Origin of the sequence: Streptomyces sp. NPDC005402, assembly GCF_040606575.1 — a bacterium.
Taxonomy (GTDB): Bacteria; Actinomycetota; Actinomycetes; order Streptomycetales; family Streptomycetaceae; genus Streptomyces.
The window spans coordinates 81,023-99,634 of record NZ_JBEXFB010000013.1 but is presented as its reverse complement, the minus strand read 5'-3'; the positions used below and the strand labels follow the sequence as shown (position 1 = coordinate 99,634).

Below are 18,612 nucleotides of genomic sequence, written 5' to 3'. Positions count from 1 at the left end.
CGTGTCAAGCCCGGCAGGCCCGCGTCACACGGACGTACGCAGCAGGGCCTTCTCACCACTCTGGGAGTACGCCGCAATATGGCCACGCGCCACGACATCCGCAACGTCGCCATCGTCGCCCACGTCGACCACGGCAAGACGACCCTCGTCGACGCCATGCTGAAGCAGGCCGGTGCCTTCGCCGCGCACGCCGCCGAATCGCTCGACGACCGCATGATGGACTCGAACGACCTGGAGCGTGAGAAGGGCATCACGATCCTGGCCAAGAACACGGCCGTGAAGTACCACCCGAAGGATGGCGGCGAGGTCGTCACCATCAACATCATCGACACCCCGGGCCACGCCGACTTCGGCGGCGAGGTCGAGCGTGGTCTGTCGATGGTGGACGCGGTGGTGCTGCTCGTCGACGCGTCCGAGGGCCCGCTGCCCCAGACCCGCTTCGTGCTGCGCAAGGCGCTGCAGGCCCGGCTGCCCGTCATCCTCTGCATCAACAAGACGGACCGCCCCGACTCGCGCATCGACGAGGTCGTCAACGAGGCGTACGACCTCTTCCTCGACCTCGACGCCGACGAGGACCAGATCGAGTTCCCCATCGTCTACGCCTGCGCGCGTGACGGTGTGGCCTCGCTGACCAAGCCGGAGGACGGCACCGTCCCGGCCGACAGCGACAGCCTGGAGCCGTTCTTCTCCACGATCCTCTCGCACGTCCCGGCTCCCGAGTACGACGAGGCGGCCCCGCTCCAGGCGCACGTCACCAACCTGGACGCCGACAACTTCCTCGGCCGTATCGCGCTGCTCCGCGTCGAGCAGGGCGAGCTGCGCAAGGGCCAGACCGTCACGTGGATCAAGCGCGACGGCACGATGTCCAACGTGCGGATCACCGAGCTGCTGATGACCGAGGCGCTCACCCGCAAGCCCGCCGAGAAGGCCGGCCCGGGTGACATCTGCGCGGTCGCCGGTATCCCCGACATCATGATCGGCGAGACCCTCGCCGACCCCGAGAACCCGATCCCGCTCCCGCTGATCACGGTCGACGAGCCCGCGATCTCCATGACCATCGGGACGAACACCTCGCCGCTGGTCGGCCGCGGCGGCACCGGCAAGGGCGCCGACGCGAAGGCGGCCGTCAAGGACCGCAAGGTGACCGCCCGTCAGGTCAAGGACCGTCTGGACCGCGAGCTGATCGGTAACGTCTCGCTGCGCGTCCTGGACACCGAGCGCCCCGACGCCTGGGAGGTCCAGGGCCGGGGCGAGCTCGCGCTCGCCATCCTGGTCGAGACCATGCGCCGGGAAGGCTTCGAACTGACCATCGGCAAGCCGCAGGTGGTCACCAAGGAAGTCGACGGCAAGGTGTACGAGCCCGTCGAGCGCATGACCATCGACGTGCCCGAGGAGCACATGGGCGCGGTCACGCAGCTCATGGGCGTCCGCAAGGGCCGTATGGACAACATGTCGAACCACGGCTCCGGCTGGGTGCGCATGGAGTTCGTGGTGCCCTCCCGCGGTCTGATCGGCTTCCGCACGGAGTTCCTGACCCAGACCCGCGGCACCGGCATCGGCCACTCCATCCACGAGGGCTTCGAGCCCTGGTTCGGCACCCTGCAGACCCGTAACAACGGCTCGCTGGTCGCCGACCGCTCCGGTGCCGTCACCGCCTTCGCGATGACGAACCTCCAGGAGCGCGGCGTGCTGTTCGTGGACCCGGGCACCGAGGTCTACGAGGGCATGATCGTCGGTGAGAACTCGCGCGCCGACGACATGGACGTGAACATCACCAAGGAGAAGAAGCTCACGAACATGCGGTCGTCCTCGGCCGACTCGTTCGAGGCGATCGTCCCGCCGCGCAAGCTCTCCCTGGAGCAGTCCCTGGAGTTCTGCCGCGACGACGAGTGCGTCGAGGTGACCCCGGAAGCGGTGCGCATCCGTAAGGTCAACCTGGACGCCCGCGAGCGCGCCCGCGCCGCGAGCCGCGCCAAGCACGGCTGACCGAACCGCCGGCGACAGTCGGTAGCCCGGTTCTCCGCCACTCGGGGAACCGGGCCTTCGGTGTGCCCACGAAAGCCTGTCCGCGATCTATGAGACAGCGTCCGGATATCGGTAAGGACCCGATCGTGTTTCGGACATGTGAACCGAAATCCATTGCGGTATGTCCGTTTTGACGGTCTGTCCGCTCACGTGTCAAGCGCGACCAGGTGTCAATCTTTGCAATTTTTCCTCAAAATATCGCCGGTAGGGAGATCCCTATGTCTTCCGCCCTTGACGCGCGTTGAACACTTTGGCGAAAGTTCCCCCAAACCACAGAACCTGCCGGTATCTGTGCTGCGCTCAACTCTCCAACCCCCCGGGGGAAGTACACACATGACCAGTCCAGTCGCCTTGGACCCCGAGCTCGAGTCGAACGCCGAGCCTGTCAAGGCCGAGCAGAAGCTCGAGGGTCGCTCTCCCGGCCAGTTGATGTGGCAGCGCTTCAAGCGTGACCGTACCGGGGTCATCTGTGCCGTGGTAGTGATTTCTTACTTCGTGGTCTCGCTGCTCGCGCCGCTGCTGGTCAAGCTGAGCGGAACCGACCCGTACACGCTGTACGGGCAGGACCCGACCTACGCGGACAAGCCGATCCTGGACCAGTTCGGGCTTCCGCTCGGCTACTTCGGCGGCGTCTCGGGAGACCACTGGTTCGGTGTGGAGCCGCAGTTGGGCCGTGACCTGTTCGCCATGCTCGTGTACGGCATGCGGACGTCGCTGTTCATGGCGCTCGGTGTGACCGTCCTGCTGATGGTCACGGGCGTGATCATCGGTCTGATCGGCGGCTACTTCGGTGGCCGTACCGACTACTGGATCGGCCGGGTCACCGACTTCTTCCTGTCCTTCCCCCAGCAGCTGTTCTTCATCGCCTTCATGCCCGTGGTCACCGCGTTCTTCGTCGACCCGCGGGAGGAGACCCCCACGTACTTCCGCGCACTGGCGATGCTGATCGTGCTGTGGCTGCTGGGCTGGATGGGTATGGCGCGGCTGGTTCGTTCCACCGTGCTGTCCCTGCGTGAGCGGGAGTTCGTCGAGGCCGCCAAGGTCTCCGGCGCCTCCCCCTGGCGGATCGTCCGCAAGGAGATCCTGCCGAACGTGGTGACGCCGATCCTGGTGCAGTTCACGTACCAGCTGCCCAGCACCATCCTCACCATCGCCTTCCTTTCCTTCGCCGGAGTCGGGTTCGTCGAGCCGACTCCGGACTGGGGACGACTGTTCGCCGCCGCTGCCAACTACACCGAGCAGGACCCGGCGTTCCTCTTCTTCCCCGGCCTGGCGCTGGTGATCTTCGTTCTGGCCTTCAACCTCCTCGGAGACTCGGTCCGGGACGCTTTCGACCCCAAGTCCGGGCGCTAACTCGTCCATTGGTGGGGGGTGGCTGCCGCCCCCGCGTCGGCCTACCAGCCGCGTCAGGCAGTACTCATGGATAACAACCGACAGGTAGGTATTCGCCTCATGAAGCCCATCAGCTCGCGCAGAGCGCGCGCCGTAATCGTCGCCCTCGCAGCCGGTTCCCTGGCTCTCACGGCCTGCTCCAAGAACGAGGGCGGCGACTCCGGTACCGACTCGAAGAAGGACCAGAGCGAAGCCTCGGTCCAGTCGAAGGCGGTCACCTACGCCGACGCCGCGGGGTCGACGGGTCCTGCCGAGGACATCCCGGGCGCCAAGGCCGGCGGCACGATCAACGTGTACCAGGAGGCGGGTCTCTCGCACCTGGACCCGGGCCAGATCTACGTCTCCGACGCCGGTCAGGTCGCCAACCTGCTCTTCCGTCGCCTGACCCAGTTCAAGGAGGACGGCAAGGGCGGCGTCACGGTCGTCGGTGACCTCGCGACCGACTCGGGCAAGTCCTCGGACGGGGGCAAGACCTGGACCTTCACGCTGAAGGACGGCATCAAGGACGAGAAGGGCGCGGCCATCACGTCCGCCGACGTCCGCCACACCGTCGAGCGACAGTTCGCGAAGTTCATCTTCGACGGCCCGCCCTACCTCCAGACCTGGCTCGCCGGCAGCAAGTACGCCTCCGACTACCGCAAGCTCCTGCCGGGCGGCGGCTTCGACGGCAAGCACCTGCCGGCCTCCGTCCTGGACACCCCGGACGACAAGACCGTCGTGTTCCACTTCGACCAGGCTCGCCCGGACCTGCCGCAGACGCTGGCCATGGCCGGCTACGCCGTCGTCCCGGAGAAGACGGACACGAAGGAGAACTACGACAAGGCCCCGGTCGCCACCGGCCCGTACAAGATCGTCTCGAACAAGGTCGGCAAGGAGCTCGTGCTCGCGAAGAACACGAACTGGGACCCGAAGACCGACTCCGTCCGCCACCAGTACCCGAACGGTTTCGACTTCCAGTTCGGCATCACCGAGTCGACCCAGACCAAGCGTCTGATCGCCGACCAGGGCGCGGACAAGAGCGCCATCCAGCTCACCGGCGGCGTCGAGGCCACGCAGATCCAGGACGTCATCGGCAACGCGGCCGTCAGCAAGCGGACGGTCAAGGGCTACCAGCCCTACGTCATGCAGCTGACCTTCAACCTGACCCGTATGAAGGACCTGAAGGTCCGTCAGGCCATCACCTACGCGGTCAACTCCAAGTCGCTCATCGCCGGTGAGGGCGGTGCCTATGGCGGCGACGTGGCCCCGAACTACTTCGCCCCGACCCTGCCGGGCTACGAGGCGACCTACGACCCCTACGGCCGTCTGAAGATGCCGCAGGGCAACATCGCGAAGGCCAAGGAGATCCTCAAGACGGTCCCGGCCGCCGAGAAGAAGGTCGTCTTCGCCTACGCCAACACCGAGGCCGGCCAGAAGCGCAAGGTCGCCATCGAGGACGCCCTGACCAAGGTCGGCTTCGACGTCGTGGCCAAGGAAGTCGACGGCGCGAGCTACTACGAGCAGATCGGCAAGCTCAACAACCCGTACGACATGTACATCTCGGGCTGGGGCCAGGACTGGCCGTCGGCGGGCACGGTCATCACGCCCATCTACGACGGCACCCAGGTCTCCGACGGTTCGCCGAACTACTCCCACGTCAAGGACGCCACGGTCGACGGCCTGATCAAGAAGGCCCTCTCCGAGGACCCGACCGCGGCCGCCAAGACCTGGAAGGAAGCCCAGCACTACCTGCTGGAGAAGGTCGTTCCGGCTGCCCCGCTCTGGTACACCAAGCAGTTCCAGCTCTCCGGGTCGAACATCGGCGGCGCCCGCTACGGCTCGGTGTCCAGCCTCATCGACATCAACCGCCTGTTCGTGAAGTCGTAACTCTCTACGGCTGATCGCGGGGGTGCGCACCAGGCGGAGCGCACCCCCGCACCTCCGTGAAACCTCCCACCGTCTCCGCAGAGAGCAGCCCTCCCGCCATGTTTCAGTTCATCCTCCGGCGCACAGTCGGTGCCCTGGTCACCCTCTTCCTCATCGGCGCCGCCACGTTCTTCCTGTTCGTCGCCGCGCCCTCCGACTACGCCTCCCTGGCCTGTGGCAAGGACTGCTCGCCCGCGAGACTGGAGGACATCCGCCAGGCACTCGGTCTCAACCTGCCGATCCACCAGCAGTTCTGGGACTTCATGTCCGGCATCGTGATGGGCCGTGACTACCCGGCCGGACACTGCAGCGCGCCCTGTCTCGGCCAGTCGTTCTACTCGGGCGACATGGTCTGGTCGACGATCATGGACCGCTTCCCGACCACCCTCACGCTCACCGCGGGAGGTGCCGTCGTCTTCGTCATCGTCGGTGTCGGAGCCGGCATGATCGCCGCCTACCGGCGCGGCACCCTGGTCGACAAGGTCGCCACCGGTGTGTCCATGGTGCTCAGTTCGTTCCAGATCTACGTGCTCGGGCCGATCGTCCTGCTGATCTTCGTGTACAGCACCGGCTGGATGGACAACCCCGCGTACCACCCGATCACCGAGGACCCCTGGAAGTGGTTCACCGGCATGCTGCTGCCGGTGCTGGTGATGGCCACCATCTTCACCGCGCAGTACACGCGTATGGCGCGCTCCTCGATGATCGAGCAGCTCGCCGAGGAACACGTCCGCACCGCCCGCGCCAAGGGCATGTCGCAGAAGTACGTGTTCTTCCGCTACGCCTGGCGCGGCTCGATGATCCCGATCGTCACCGTCCTCGGCATCGACATCAGCGCCATGCTCGGCGGCGCCGTCGTCACCGAGCTGACCTTCTCCCTCCAGGGGATCGGCCGCCTGGCCGTGGACGGCGCGGTCCACAAGGACCTGCCGCTCACCATGGGCGTCATGCTGTTCGGTGCCTTCTTCATCCTGATCGTCAACATCCTGACCGACATCGCGTACGCCCTCATCGACCCGCGCGTCCGTCTCTCCTAGGAAGAACGAACCCCCGTGACCACACTGACCAAGACCGAGGACGCTCCGGCCCCTTCCGGCTCGGACAGCTTCCTCTCAGTGCGCGATCTGAAGGTGCAGTTCTCCACCGAGGACGGCATCGTCAAGGCTGTGGACGGCCTGTCCTTCGACGTCGAGCGCGGCAAGACCCTCGGCATCGTCGGCGAGTCCGGGTCCGGCAAGTCCGTCACCAACCTGACGGTCCTGGGCCTGCACAACCCGCGCAACACCACCATCGACGGCGAGATCGTCCTCGACGGCAAGGAACTCGTCACCGCCACCGAGCGGGAGCTGGAGCAGCTCCGCGGCAACAAGATGGCGATGATCTTCCAGGACCCGCTGACCGCGCTGTCGCCGTTCTACACGGTGGGCCGCCAGCTGTCCGAGCCGTTCATGAAGCACCGCGGCGCCTCCAAGAGGGAGGCGAAGGACCGGGCGGTCCAGATGCTGGAGAAGGTCGGCATCCCGCAGCCCAAGGTGCGCTTCGACGACTACCCGCACCAGTTCTCCGGCGGTATGCGCCAGCGCGCCATGATCGCCATGGCGCTGATGTGCGACCCCGAGCTGCTGATCGCCGACGAGCCCACCACCGCGCTGGACGTCACCGTGCAGGCCCAGATCCTGGACCTGCTCAAGGACCTCCAGCAGGAGTTCGGCTCCGCGATCGTCTTCATCACCCACGACCTGGGCGTCATCTCCAACATGGCCGACGACCTGCTGGTGATGTACGCGGGCCGGGCCGTCGAGCGAGGCAGCGTCCGCGAGGTCATGCGTGCTCCCCGCCACCCCTACACCTGGGGCCTGCTCAGCTCGATGCCGCGGCTGGACAGCGACGTCCACGAGGAACTGGTGCCGATCCCCGGCTCTCCGCCCTCGCTGCTCAACCCGCCCTCGGGCTGCCCCTTCCACCCGCGGTGCGCCTTCAAGGACGAGGTGGCCGGCACGCTGTGCACGGACGTCCGGCCGCCGCTGGCCGAGGGACGCGCCTCCGCGTGCCATCTGACCGCGGAGCAGAAGCAGACCATCTTCATCGACAAGATCCAGCCCCGGCTGCGCTAGGGAGAACCGAGACATGAGCGACAACCTCACCCTCCCCACCCAGCAGGGTTCCACCGGTACCTCGACCGAGGAGCTCCTCAAGGTCGAGGGCCTGACCAAGCACTTCCCGATCTACGGCGGGTTCCCGATCAAGCGCAGGGTCGGCGCCGTCCAGGCTGTCGACGGCGTCGACCTGACGGTCGGCGTCGCCGAGAGCGTCGGTCTGGTCGGCGAGTCCGGCTGCGGCAAGTCGACCACCGGTCGGCTGATCACGCGGCTCCTGGAGCCCACGGCCGGCAAGATCACGTACTCCGGTCAGGACATCACGCACGCCTCACGCAGGCAGCTGGCGCCGGTGCGGTCCGAGATCCAGATGATCTTCCAGGACCCGTACTCCTCGCTCAACCCGCGGCAGACCGTCGGCGCGATCATCAAGTCGCCGATGGAGGTCAACGGCATCGAGCCGCAGGGCGGCCGGGAGACGAAGGTCCGGGAGCTGCTCGAGCTCGTCGGCCTCAACCCGGAGCACTACAACCGCTTCCCGCACGAGTTCTCCGGCGGTCAGCGCCAGCGCATCGGCGTGGCCCGCGCGCTCGCCCTGAACCCCAAGCTGATCGTGGCCGACGAGCCGGTCTCCGCGCTCGACGTGTCGATCCAGGCGCAGGTGGTCAACCTGCTCAAGAAGGTCCAGGAAGAGCTCGGCATCGCCTTCCTGTTCATCGCCCACGACCTGGCCGTCGTACGGCACTTCTCGCAGCGCGTCGCGGTCATGTACCTCGGCAAGGTGGTCGAGGTCGGCGACCGGGACTCGATCTACAACCGGCCGCGGCACCCGTACACCCACGCCCTGCTCTCCGCGGTTCCCGAGGTCGAGCTGGACGACGAGAGCGAGGGCCGGGAGCGGATCCGGCTCTTCGGTGACGTCCCCTCGCCGATCCACCCGCCGTCCGGCTGCCGCTTCCGCACCCGGTGCTGGAAGGCGCAGGACAAGTGCGCCACGGACGAGCCGCCGCTGGTCCAGATCTCCGGCAACACGGCCGGCCACCTCACGGCCTGCCACTTCCCGGAGGACCCGACCACCGAGGCCCGCGATGAGGACGTCATCCTGGACCCGGCGCTGAGGGCCCTGGAGAAGGCCGCGGAGTCCGACGCGCCCGCCAAGGACTGACGACGCGACACAACCAACCCCGGACCGGGGGCGAAGGCGAACCGCCTCCGCCCCCGGCCGTCGTTCCACGCCGACCCGTTGCCCTGCCGACGCCTCGGCCGGGCGGTGCTGGTCCGGTGGCCCTCGGCGCGTCTGTGCTCGGGCCCTTGGTGTGTCGGTGTTCTGTTTTGCGGGCGCCTTGGTCGGGCGGTCCTGGCCCGTTGGCCCCTGGCGCGCCTCTGCCTCTTGACTTGTCGGCGTCCTCCAGGCGCCCCGCGCTGCCAGGAGGACCTGGTGGCCCTTGAGGGCGTCTGTGCTCCGGTCCCTTGACCTGCCGGCGCCCCGCTCCACCGGCCCTCACCCCGCACCGTCAGCACTCTGGGCCGCACGGCCCGGTCTGGTGGCCCTGGCGGGTCAGCGCCTCGACACCGTTACCTGTCGGCCCCCGCCCGTCCGGCGTCCTGATCAGCCGGCACCTTGGCCGGGCGGGCCTGGCCTGTTGGCCCCTGACGCGTCTGTGATCCGCCCCGTGACGTGCCGACGCCCCGGCGCTCCGCCCCGCCCGCGCCACCCGCTTTGTCGGCACCTTGGCCGGACGAACCTCGCCTGGTGGCCACCGGCGCGTCTGTGCTGCGGCCCACCCCTTGACCTGTCGACGCCCCGCTCCACCGGCTCTCACCCCCCACCGTCAGCACTCTGGGCCGCACGGCCAGGTCTGGTGGCCCTGGCGCCTCAGCGCCCTGGCTCGGCGCCTCTGACAGCCAGCCACTGGCCCAGCCGCGCCCGAGCCCGTCGGCCCGTCAGCCCGCTGGCCCAGCGGCCTCTGGCCCATCCGTGCCCTGGCGGGTCAGCCCCTAGCCCGTCAGCCCGCTGGCCCGTCAGCCCGCTGGCCCGTCGGCCCGTCAGCCCGCTGGCCCAGCGGCCTCTGGCCCATCCGTGCCCTGGCGGGTCAGCCCCTAGCCCGTCAGCCCGCTGGCCCGTCGGCCCGCTGGCCCGTCAGCCCCTCAGCCCGCTGGCCCGCTGGCCCAGCGGCCCCTCGCCCGGTCGCCCTCGGCACGTCAGCCCTCGGCACGTCAGACCCCCGGGCCCGTCAGCCCCCTCGCCCAGTTGCCCCCGCACATCAGCGTCCCGCCCCCCGACCCACCAACGCCCTGCCCCCCATCACCCCGGCCCACCCGCACCCCCGCCCACCGGCACCCCCGCCCACCGGCCCCCCCCAAAGGCCTACCCAGGAGTGCGAAATGCCCCTCATGATCCGATATTGGCCGGTAACGGATCAGTTTCGAGGAGGCACTTCATGCGTGGAGCCACGCACGCCAGATGGGCCGCATGCGCGGCGGCGGTAGCCCTCGCGGCGTCGGCCTGCGGCGGTGGGGACAGCGGCAGCGACAGCGGTGGCAGCGGCGACGGCAGCGTGACGCTGAGCTCCTCCTGGGGCGACCCGCAGAACCCGCTGGAGCCGGCCAACACCAACGAGGTGCAGGGCGGCAAGGTCCTCGACATGATCTTCCGGAGCCTGAAGAAGTACAACCCGGAGACCGGCAAGGCCGAGGACATGCTCGCCGAGAAGATCGACACGAGCGACTCGCAGAACTTCACGATCACGGTCAAGAGCGGCTGGACCTTCAGCAACGGCGAGAAGGTCACCGCCAAGTCGTTCGTGGACGCCTGGAACTACGGGGCCTCCCTCAAGAACAACCAGAAAAACGCCTACTTCTTCGGCTACATCGACGGCTACGACAAGACGCACCCGGACGACGGCAGCAAGCAGACCGCCGACACCCTCTCCGGGCTCAAGGTCACCGGCACCAACACCTTCACCGTCAAGCTCAACCAGAAGTTCTCGACCTTCCCCGACACCCTCGGCTATCCCGCCTACGCCCCGCTCCCGCAGGCCTTCTTCACCGACCACGCGGGCTGGCTGAGCAAGCCCGTCGGCAACGGGCCGTACACCATCGAGTCGTACACCAAGGGCTCGCAGATGGCCCTGAAGAAGTGGAGCGGGTACCCCGGCACGGACAAGGCGCAGAACGGCGGGGTGACCCTCAAGGTCTACACCGACAACAACACCGCCTACACCGACCTCATGGCGGGCAACCTCGACCTCGTCGACGACGTCCCGGCCGCCCAGCTGAAGAACGTCAAGAGCGACCTCGGCGGCCGCTACATCAACACCCCGGCCGGCATCATCCAGACCCTCGCCTTCCCGTTCTACGACAAGAACTGGAACAAGCCCGGTACGGAGAAGGTCCGCACCGGACTCTCCCGCGCGATCAACCGCGCGCAGATCACCGAGACGATCTTCCAGAAGACCCGCACCCCCGCCACCGACTGGACCTCCCCGGTCCTCGGCAAGGAAGGCGGCTTCCAAGACGGGCTGTGCGGCGACGCCTGCGACTACGACCCCGCCGCGGCCAAGAAGCTCATCAAGGAAGGCGGCGGACTCCCCGGCGGCCAGATCAAGATCACGTACAACGCCGACACCGGCTCCCACAAGCAGTGGATCGACGCCGTCTGCAACTCCATCAACAACGCGCTCGACAACGACAAGGCCTGCGTCGGCAACCCCGTCGGCACCTTCGCCGACTTCCGCAGCCAGATCACCGCGAAGAAGATGAGCGGCCCCTTCCGGGCGGGCTGGCAGATGGACTACCCGCTCATCCAGAACTTCCTCCAGCCGCTCTACTACACCAACGCCTCCTCCAACGACGGCAAGTGGTCCAACAAGGACTTCGACAAGCTCGTCAACGAGGCCAACGCCGAGACCGACACCGGCAAGGCCGTCGCCAAGTTCCAGGACGCCGAGAAGGTCGTACGGGACAACATGGCCGCCATCCCGCTCTGGTACCAGAACGGCAGCGCGGGCTACTCGGAGCGGCTCTCGAACGTGAAGCTCAACCCGTTCAGCGTCCCCGTCTACAACGAGATCAAGGTCGGCTGACCCCGCCATGGGACGGTACGTCCTCCGGCGTCTGCTCCAGATGATCCCGGTGTTCATCGGGTCGACCCTGCTGATCTTCCTCATGGTGAACGTGATGGGCGACCCCATCGCGGGCCTGTGCGGCGACAAGCAGTGCGACGCGGCGACGGCCGCCCAGCTCAAGAAGGAGTTCGGCCTCGACAAGCCGCTCTGGCAGCAATACCTGACCTACATGGGGAACGTCTTCACCGGCGACTTCGGCACCGCGTTCAACGGCCAGAAGGTCACCGAGCTGATGGCGACGGCGTTCCCCGTGACCATCCGGCTGACGATCGTCGCGATCCTCATCGAGATCGTCGTCGGTATCACACTGGGCGTGATCACCGGACTCAAGCGCGGCCGGCCCGTCGACACCTCGGTCCTCCTCCTCACCCTCGTCGTGATCTCCATCCCCACCTTCGTCACCGGTCTGCTGCTCCAGCTGCTCCTCGGCGTCGAGTGGGGCTGGATCAAACCGTCGGTGTCCACGGACGCCACCTTCGGCGAACTGATCGTGCCCGGCCTGGTCCTCGCGTCGGTGTCGCTGGCGTACGTCACCCGGCTGACCCGCACGTCCATCGCGGAGAACCGGCGGTCCGACTACGTCCGTACGGCGGTGGCGAAGGGGCTGCCGCGCGGCAGGGTCATCACGCGCCACCTGCTCCGCAACTCGCTCATCCCCGTCGTCACCTTCATCGGCACCGACATCGGCGCCCTGATGGGCGGCGCGATCGTCACCGAGCGCATCTTCAACATCCACGGCGTCGGCTACCAGCTCTATCAGGGCATCCTGCGCCAGAACACCCAGACCGTGGTCGGTTTCGTCACCGTCCTCGTCCTGGTGTTCCTGGTGGCCAACCTGCTCGTCGACCTCCTGTACGCCGTCCTCGACCCCAGGATCCGCTATGCCTGAGCCCCAGGAACCAGAGGGTGCGATCGCCGGGACCGGAATGGGCGGCGCGATGGATCTCGCCGTCAGTGAGGCGAACACCCTGGAGAAGGGCCCCGACGGATCGGGCCCTCAGGACAGACCCCGCTCCCTGTGGTCCGACGCCTGGCGCGACCTGCGCCGCAACCCCGTCTTCATCATCTCCGCCCTGGTGATCCTCTTCCTGGTCGTCATCTCCCTGTGGCCGTCGCTGATCGCGTCGGGGAACCCGCTGAAGTGCGACCTGTCCAAGGCCCAGGAGGGCTCGCAGCCCGGCGCTCCCTTCGGCTACGACGGCCAGGGCTGCGACGTCTACACACGCACGGTGTACGGCGCCCGTACGTCGGTGACGGTGGGCGTCTGCGCCACGCTGGGCGTCGCGATCCTCGGGTCGGTCCTCGGCGGCCTCGCCGGGTTCTTCGGAGGTTTCTGGGACTCGATCCTGTCCCGCGTCACCGACATCTTCTTCGCGATCCCGGTGGTGCTGGGCGGTCTGGTGCTCCTGTCGGTCGTCACGAGCAGCACGGTGTGGCCGGTCATCGGGTTCATGGTGCTGCTGGGCTGGCCACAGATCTCCCGCATCGCGCGCGGCTCGGTGATCACCGCCAAGCAGAACGACTACGTGCAGGCGGCCCGGGCGCTGGGCGCCTCCAACTCCCGCCTGCTGCTGCGCCACATCACCCCGAACGCGGTCGCCCCGGTGATCGTCGTGGCGACCATCGCCCTCGGCACGTACATCTCGCTGGAGGCGACCCTGTCGTACCTCGGCGTGGGCCTCAAGCCCCCCACCGTCAGCTGGGGCATCGACATCTCCGCGGCCTCCGCCTACATCCGCAACGCCCCGCACATGCTCCTGTGGCCGGCCGGCGCCCTCGCGGTCACCGTCCTCGCCTTCATCATGCTCGGCGACGCGGTCCGCGACGCCCTCGACCCGAAGCTGAGGTGAGCGGACGTGGGCGGGCGGTGCGGTGGGCCCGGCCTCGCCGTCGTCCGACCTGGGCCGGGAGGCGTGGCGTGTTCGGCTGTGCCGGCGGCCCGCGCTGCTTCGTCGTGTCCGCTGCGGTGTCCTCGATGCGGGCCCGGGGGGAGGACTCGGGCGCGGGTGGCTGGGGTGCAATGCGGGCGGTTCGTGCGGGGAGGCGGGGGATGCGGCGCGGCGTGTCGGGGGCGCCGCCGGGGCGGTGTCCCGGTGGCCGTTCCGCCCGCGCTGCTTCGTTGTGTCCGCTGCGGTGTCCGCGATGCGGGCCCGGGGGAGCTGGGCGCGGGTGGCCGGGGATGCCCTACGGGCGGTCCGTGCGGGGATCGGGGGCGCCGCCGGGCAGGAATCACCGCGGTTGCGTCCCGTCGGAACGGTGGGGTCTGTGGCCCTTCCGCTCACTCCTGTTCGCCCTCCCCGACGCCGCCGTACCCGGGCGTGCTCCGGGAGCGACCCCCTCAGCCGAACCCCCCGTTCCCGCCACCCCGCGACGCCATCCGCGACGCCCCGACCGGAAGCTGAGGTGAGTCGTCGTGCTGCTCGAAGTGCGTGATCTGCAGGTGGAGTTCAGGACCAGGGACGGGGTGGCCAGGGCGGTCAACGGCGTCGACTACGGCGTGGACGCGGGGGAGACCCTGGCGGTGCTCGGGGAGTCGGGGTCGGGGAAGTCGGTGACCGCGCAGGCGATCATGGGGATCCTCGACATTCCTCCCGGAAGGATCACCGGGGGCGAGATCCTCTTCCGGGGGGAGGACCTGCTGAAGCTGAAGGAGGACGAGCGGCGCAAGATCCGTGGCGCCGAGATGGCGATGATCTTCCAGGACGCGCTGTCCTCCCTCAACCCCGTGCTCTCCGTCGGCGACCAGCTCGGCGAGATGTTCGTCGTGCACCGGGGCATGTCGAAGAAGGACGCCCGGGCCAGGGCCGTCGAGCTGATGGACCGGGTGCGCATCCCGGCCGCCAAGGAGCGGGTGAGGGACTACCCGCACCAGTTCTCCGGCGGTATGCGCCAACGCATCATGATCGCGATGGCGCTCGCCCTGGAACCCGCGCTGATCATCGCCGACGAACCGACCACCGCACTCGACGTCACCGTCCAGGCGCAGGTGATGGACCTGCTCGCCGAGCTCCAGCGCGAGTACAACATGGGGCTCATCCTCATCACCCACGACCTCGGTGTCGTCGCGGACGTGGCCGACCGCATCGCCGTCATGTACGCCGGGCGGATCGTCGAACAGGCCCCGGTCCACGACATCTACAAGGCGCCGGCCCACCCCTACACACGCGGACTCCTCGACTCCATCCCCCGTCTCGACCAGAAGGGGCAGGAGCTGTACGCCATCAAGGGACTGCCGCCCAACCTGATGAACATCCCGCCGGGTTGCGCGTTCAACCCACGGTGCCCGATGGCCCGGGACGTGTGCCGGACGGACGTACCGCCTCTGTACGACGTTGACGACAGACGGACGAGTGCCTGTCACTTCTGGACGGAGTGCCTCAATGGTTGAGCCGATCCTGGAAGTGGGTGGACTGGTCAAGCACTACCCGTTGACCCAGGGCGTTCTGTTCAAGAAACAGGTCGGTGCCGTCAAGGCCGTGGACGGTGTGGACTTCACGCTCAACAGGGGAGAAACCCTCGGCATCGTCGGGGAGTCCGGCTGCGGCAAGTCAACCGTGGCCAAGATGCTCGTCAATCTTGAGCGCCCCACGCAAGGGTTGATCAAGTACAAGGGCGAGGACATCACCAAGCTCTCCGGCAAGGCGCTCAAGTCGGTCCGCCGCAACATCCAGATGGTCTTCCAGGACCCGTACACCTCCCTCAACCCCCGTATGACGGTCGGCGACATCATCGGGGAGCCGTACGACATCCACCCCGAGGTGGCCCCCAAGGGCGACCGGCGCAGGAAGGTCCAGGACCTGCTGGACGTCGTCGGCCTCAACCCCGAGTACATCCACCGCTATCCGCACCAGTTCTCCGGCGGCCAGCGCCAGCGCATCGGCATCGCGAGGGGGCTGGCCCTGCGCCCGGAGGTCATCGTCGCCGACGAACCGGTCTCCGCCCTGGACGTCTCCGTCCAGGCCCAGGTGATCAACCTTCTCGACCGGCTGCAGAGCGAGTTCGAGCTGTCGTACCTCTTCATCGCGCACGACCTGTCGATCGTCCGGCACATCTCGGACCGGGTCGGGGTGATGTACCTGGGGCGGATCGTGGAGATCGGCCGGGACGCCGAGATCTACGACCATCCGACGCACCCCTACACCCAGGCGCTGCTGTCCGCCGTGCCGGTGCCCGACCCGGAGGCCCGCGAGCACCGCGAGCGGATCATCCTCGCCGGCGACGTCCCGTCCCCGACGAACATCCCGTCCGGATGCCGCTTCCGGACACGCTGCTGGAAGGCGCGGGAGCGTTGCGCGCTGGAGGTCCCCGTGCTGGCGGTACCGGCGGAGTTCCGGCACACGAGCGGACCGGCCGCGCACGACTCGGCCTGCCACTTCGCGGAGGAGAAGCAGGTCGTCCCGCCCGAGGGGACGCAGTAACACGGAGGCAACTTGGCCGACCCGGTTCCGATATACGGACGCGTCAGTCTCTACGACGTACGGCCGTGCGGGTGCCGTAAGCGGGCCGGGACGCCCATGTCGTCCCGGCCCGCTGCCGTGCCTACGCCATCCCCAACGACCGCTTCAGGAAGCCCAGCTGAAGCCGCAGCAGGTTCTCCGCGACCGTCTCCTGCGGGGTCATGTGGGTCACGCCGGACAGGGGCAGCACCTCGTGCGGGCGGCCCGCGGCCAGCAGGGCCGAGGACAGGCGCAGGGAGTGGGCGACCACCACGTTGTCGTCCGCGAGGCCGTGGATGATCATCATCGGGCGGTGCGGCTCGGCCGCGTCGACCAGACCCTCGTCGTCGACCAGCGAGTTGCGGCGGTAGACCTCCGGCTGCTCGTCCGGCAGGCCGAGGTAGCGCTCCTGGTAATGGGTGTCGTACAGCCGCAGATCGCTGACCGGGGCGCCCACCACCGCCGCGTGGAAGACGTCCGGACGGCGCAGCGCCGCGAGGGCGGCCAGATAGCCGCCGAAGGACCAGCCGCGGATCGCGACCCGGGCGAGGTCCAGCGGGAAGTCCCCGGCCAGCGCCTGGAGCGCGTCCACCTGGTCCTGGAGGACCACCGCCGCGAGGTCGTCCCGGACCGCCTTCTCCCACGCGGGGGAGCGGCCCGGGGTGCCCCGGCCGTCGGCCACGACCACCGCGAAACCCTGGTCGGCGAACCACTGCGAGGTCAGGTGCGGGTTGTGCGCGGCGACCACCCGCTGCCCGTGCGGACCCCCGTACGGGTCCAGCAAAACCGGAAGGGGGCTGTCACCGGCGTAGTCCTGCGGCATAAGCACGGCGCACGGGATCCGCCGTGCGCCCCCCTCGACAAGCGTCACGCGCGGGGTCAAACCGGGATCTTCCGCATACGACGTGACAGTCGCCGTCTCCTTGCCGTCGCGCAGTACCCGTGCGCGGGCGCCCGGCCGGTCGAGGGTCGCCGACACCAGCACGGTCACGCCCCCGGCGCGCACCGCCGAATGCACGCCGGGCTCCTGTGACACGCGCTCCATTCCGAGCTCGTTCACCCGGTAGACGTGCACCTGGCCGGTCTCCGAGGACTCGGCCTCCGCTCCGGCCGAGGCCGAGACCAGCACGTCGTCCGCGGCGACGTCGAGTACCGCGCGGACGTGCAACTGCGGTCCGGTCAGCGGTCGTTCACCGACCGCGAGCACCCGCGCGCCGCCCTCGTCGGCGATCCGCACGAGCTGTCCCGAAGGGCTCCAGCAGGGCACCCCGGGGAAAAGATCCAGCCAAGTTGGATCTTCGTCGGCGTGCACCATCCGGGTCGCGCCGGACTCCGGGTCCACCGCCAGATACAGCTGACTGCGCTGGTCGCGCGCCTGTACGAGCAGCAGTGGAGCACCCGCGGCTGACCAGTGCACATGGGCCAGATACGGATAGCGCCGCCGGTCCCAGGAGACCTCCGTGCGCACCCCGTCCAGAGCGATCACGAACAGCCGTACGTCCGCGTTGGGGGTGCCCGCGGCCGGGTACGGGACGTGTTGTGGATCACGCTCCGGGTGGGCCGGATCGGAGATCCACCAGCGCTGCACCGGCGTGTCGTCCACGCGCGCGACCAGCAGCCGGTCCGACTGCGGCGACCACCAGAAGCCCCGTGACCGGCCCATCTCCTCGGCCGCGACGAACTCCGCGAGGCCGTAGGTGACGTGGTCCGACTCCGGAGCGGCGAGCGCCCGGTCGTCCTCGCCCTCGGCGCCCACGACCCGCAGGCGGCCCCGGGCGACATACGCGATGTGCCGACCGTCAGGGGCCGGGCGGGGGTCGATCACCGGTCCCGGGACGGGCAGTTCACGTGCCGTTCCGGCCCGCAGCTCCGCTGTGAAAAGCCGCCCTGACAACGCGAAAGAGGCCAGCTCGACGGCTGCGTCGGTGGCGTAGCCGACGATGCCGGCAGCGCCCTCGCGGCTGCGTTCGCGGCGCGCCCGCTCCTCGGGCGAGAGGCGCTCCTCGGTGCCGCCCAGGAGGGCGCGCGGGTCGGCCGCCACGCGCTCTCCGCCGTCCACCGTGTCGAGCACCCACAGCGAATGGGCCCGGTTCGTGCCGGAGTTCGAGCGCAGGAACACGACACGCGATCCGTCGGGCGCCACGGTGAACGCGCGCGGCGCGCCGAGCGTGAAGCGCTGGGTACGGGCGTGCCGTCGGGGGAAGGAGTCAGGCTCGGTCGTCATGCCCCGACCATATTGGCCATGCGCCCCCTTGTGCGGCCGTGCGCCGACGGATGCGCAGGCCCGGATAGTTATGATCACTACCGCATAGTGGGTATGAATCCGCTGGCTGCTGTATGGATTTATCTGCCCCCTGGTCCGACCCCCCGCGCTCTTGGGATCTTTGGAGGTGAGCCGCCGTGGCACTCTCAATTTCGGCGGTAGTGCTGCTGGCGATCATCGTCTTCTTGTTGGTGAAGAAGTCGGGACTGAAGGGCGGGCACGCCGTGGTGTGCATCCTGCTCGGCTTCTATCTCGCCGCCTCTTCGATCGCACCGACGATCAGTGAGCTGACGACCAACATCGCGGGCATGATCGGCAGTATCAAGTTCTGAGACCGGCTGAGCGGGACTGTCGGTGGCTCCTCGTAG

At 68.4% G+C, this 18,612-nt stretch carries 13 protein-coding genes; 12 read left to right on the top strand and 1 reads right to left on the bottom strand.

The genetic code is table 11. The features are described 5' to 3' along the window. Positions 1-78 precede the first annotated feature (78 nt). The 11 genes from typA (at position 79) to ABZT02_RS25120 (ending at position 15,963) form a co-directional block, all read left to right on the top strand. Positions 79-1,986, top strand: a complete 1,908-nt coding sequence (gene typA / locus ABZT02_RS25170; RefSeq protein ID WP_356020907.1) for a translational GTPase TypA — start codon at positions 79-81, stop codon at positions 1,984-1,986. A gap of 372 nt (positions 1,987-2,358) precedes the next feature. Further along, the gene (locus ABZT02_RS25165) at positions 2,359-3,378 is read left to right on the top strand and encodes an ABC transporter permease (protein ID WP_356020905.1); all 1,020 of its coding nucleotides are present in this window, start codon (positions 2,359-2,361) and stop codon (positions 3,376-3,378) included. A 99-nt stretch (positions 3,379-3,477) separates the two neighbouring features. After that, entirely contained in the window at positions 3,478-5,283 is a 1,806-nt protein-coding gene (locus tag ABZT02_RS25160; protein ID WP_356020903.1) for an ABC transporter substrate-binding protein, read from the top strand. A 98-nt stretch (positions 5,284-5,381) separates the two neighbouring features. Further along, positions 5,382-6,359: an ABC transporter permease gene (locus tag ABZT02_RS25155; protein WP_356020900.1), complete on the top strand. Its 978-nt coding sequence runs from the start codon at positions 5,382-5,384 to the stop codon at positions 6,357-6,359. 15 nt (positions 6,360-6,374) lie between these two features. Then, positions 6,375-7,436, top strand: a complete 1,062-nt coding sequence (locus ABZT02_RS25150) for an ABC transporter ATP-binding protein (protein ID WP_356020898.1) — start codon at positions 6,375-6,377, stop codon at positions 7,434-7,436. A gap of 13 nt (positions 7,437-7,449) precedes the next feature. Next, positions 7,450-8,583, top strand: coding sequence for a dipeptide ABC transporter ATP-binding protein (locus ABZT02_RS25145; RefSeq protein WP_356020896.1), 1,134 nt, complete (start codon positions 7,450-7,452; stop codon positions 8,581-8,583). Between the two features lie 1,276 nt (positions 8,584-9,859). Further along, on the top strand, positions 9,860-11,503 hold the full coding sequence (locus tag ABZT02_RS25140) for an ABC transporter substrate-binding protein (RefSeq protein ID WP_356020894.1): 1,644 nt from the start codon (positions 9,860-9,862) through the stop codon (positions 11,501-11,503). 7 nt (positions 11,504-11,510) lie between these two features. Next, on the top strand, positions 11,511-12,434 hold the full coding sequence (locus ABZT02_RS25135) for an ABC transporter permease (protein ID WP_356020891.1): 924 nt from the start codon (positions 11,511-11,513) through the stop codon (positions 12,432-12,434). Then, a complete protein-coding gene (locus ABZT02_RS25130) occupies positions 12,427-13,395 on the top strand; it encodes an ABC transporter permease (RefSeq protein ID WP_356020889.1) in 969 nt (322 codons plus the stop codon). Before ABZT02_RS25135 ends, ABZT02_RS25130 begins: the two co-directional genes overlap by 8 nt. 563 nt (positions 13,396-13,958) lie before the next feature. Continuing rightward, entirely contained in the window at positions 13,959-14,933 is a 975-nt protein-coding gene (locus tag ABZT02_RS25125) for an ABC transporter ATP-binding protein (RefSeq protein WP_356020887.1), read from the top strand. Beyond that, positions 14,926-15,963, top strand: coding sequence for a dipeptide ABC transporter ATP-binding protein (locus tag ABZT02_RS25120; RefSeq protein WP_356020885.1), 1,038 nt, complete (start codon positions 14,926-14,928; stop codon positions 15,961-15,963). Before ABZT02_RS25125 ends, ABZT02_RS25120 begins: the two co-directional genes overlap by 8 nt. Positions 15,964-16,084: 121 nt before the next feature. Here ABZT02_RS25120 and ABZT02_RS25115 read toward each other — a convergent pair whose 3' ends face one another. After that, positions 16,085-18,205, bottom strand: a complete 2,121-nt coding sequence (locus tag ABZT02_RS25115; protein WP_356020882.1) for a prolyl oligopeptidase family serine peptidase — start codon at positions 18,203-18,205, stop codon at positions 16,085-16,087. A 176-nt stretch (positions 18,206-18,381) separates the two neighbouring features. Between ABZT02_RS25115 and ABZT02_RS25110 the strand changes: the two genes are divergently transcribed. Then, positions 18,382-18,576 (top strand): hypothetical protein, encoded by a 195-nt coding sequence (locus ABZT02_RS25110; RefSeq protein ID WP_007384493.1) that lies wholly within the window; start codon positions 18,382-18,384, stop codon positions 18,574-18,576. Positions 18,577-18,612: the final 36 nt, after the last annotated feature.

What these genes read in the sequence shown, in the direction of transcription:
- typA (WP_356020907.1), top strand. Translation starts at nt 79, where the DNA reads ATGGCCACGCGCCACGACATCCGCAACGTCGCCATCGTCGCCCACGTC.
- ABZT02_RS25165 (WP_356020905.1), top strand. Translation starts at nt 2,359, where the DNA reads ATGACCAGTCCAGTCGCCTTGGACCCCGAGCTCGAGTCGAACGCCGAG.
- ABZT02_RS25160 (WP_356020903.1), top strand. Translation starts at nt 3,478, where the DNA reads ATGAAGCCCATCAGCTCGCGCAGAGCGCGCGCCGTAATCGTCGCCCTC.
- ABZT02_RS25155 (WP_356020900.1), top strand. Translation starts at nt 5,382, where the DNA reads ATGTTTCAGTTCATCCTCCGGCGCACAGTCGGTGCCCTGGTCACCCTC.
- ABZT02_RS25145 (WP_356020896.1), top strand. Translation starts at nt 7,450, where the DNA reads ATGAGCGACAACCTCACCCTCCCCACCCAGCAGGGTTCCACCGGTACC.
- ABZT02_RS25140 (WP_356020894.1), top strand. Translation starts at nt 9,860, where the DNA reads ATGCGTGGAGCCACGCACGCCAGATGGGCCGCATGCGCGGCGGCGGTA.
- ABZT02_RS25135 (WP_356020891.1), top strand. Translation starts at nt 11,511, where the DNA reads ATGGGACGGTACGTCCTCCGGCGTCTGCTCCAGATGATCCCGGTGTTC.
- ABZT02_RS25130 (WP_356020889.1), top strand. Translation starts at nt 12,427, where the DNA reads ATGCCTGAGCCCCAGGAACCAGAGGGTGCGATCGCCGGGACCGGAATG.
- ABZT02_RS25120 (WP_356020885.1), top strand. Translation starts at nt 14,926, where the DNA reads ATGGTTGAGCCGATCCTGGAAGTGGGTGGACTGGTCAAGCACTACCCG.
- ABZT02_RS25115 (WP_356020882.1), bottom strand. Translation starts at nt 18,205, where the DNA reads ATGACGACCGAGCCTGACTCCTTCCCCCGACGGCACGCCCGTACCCAG.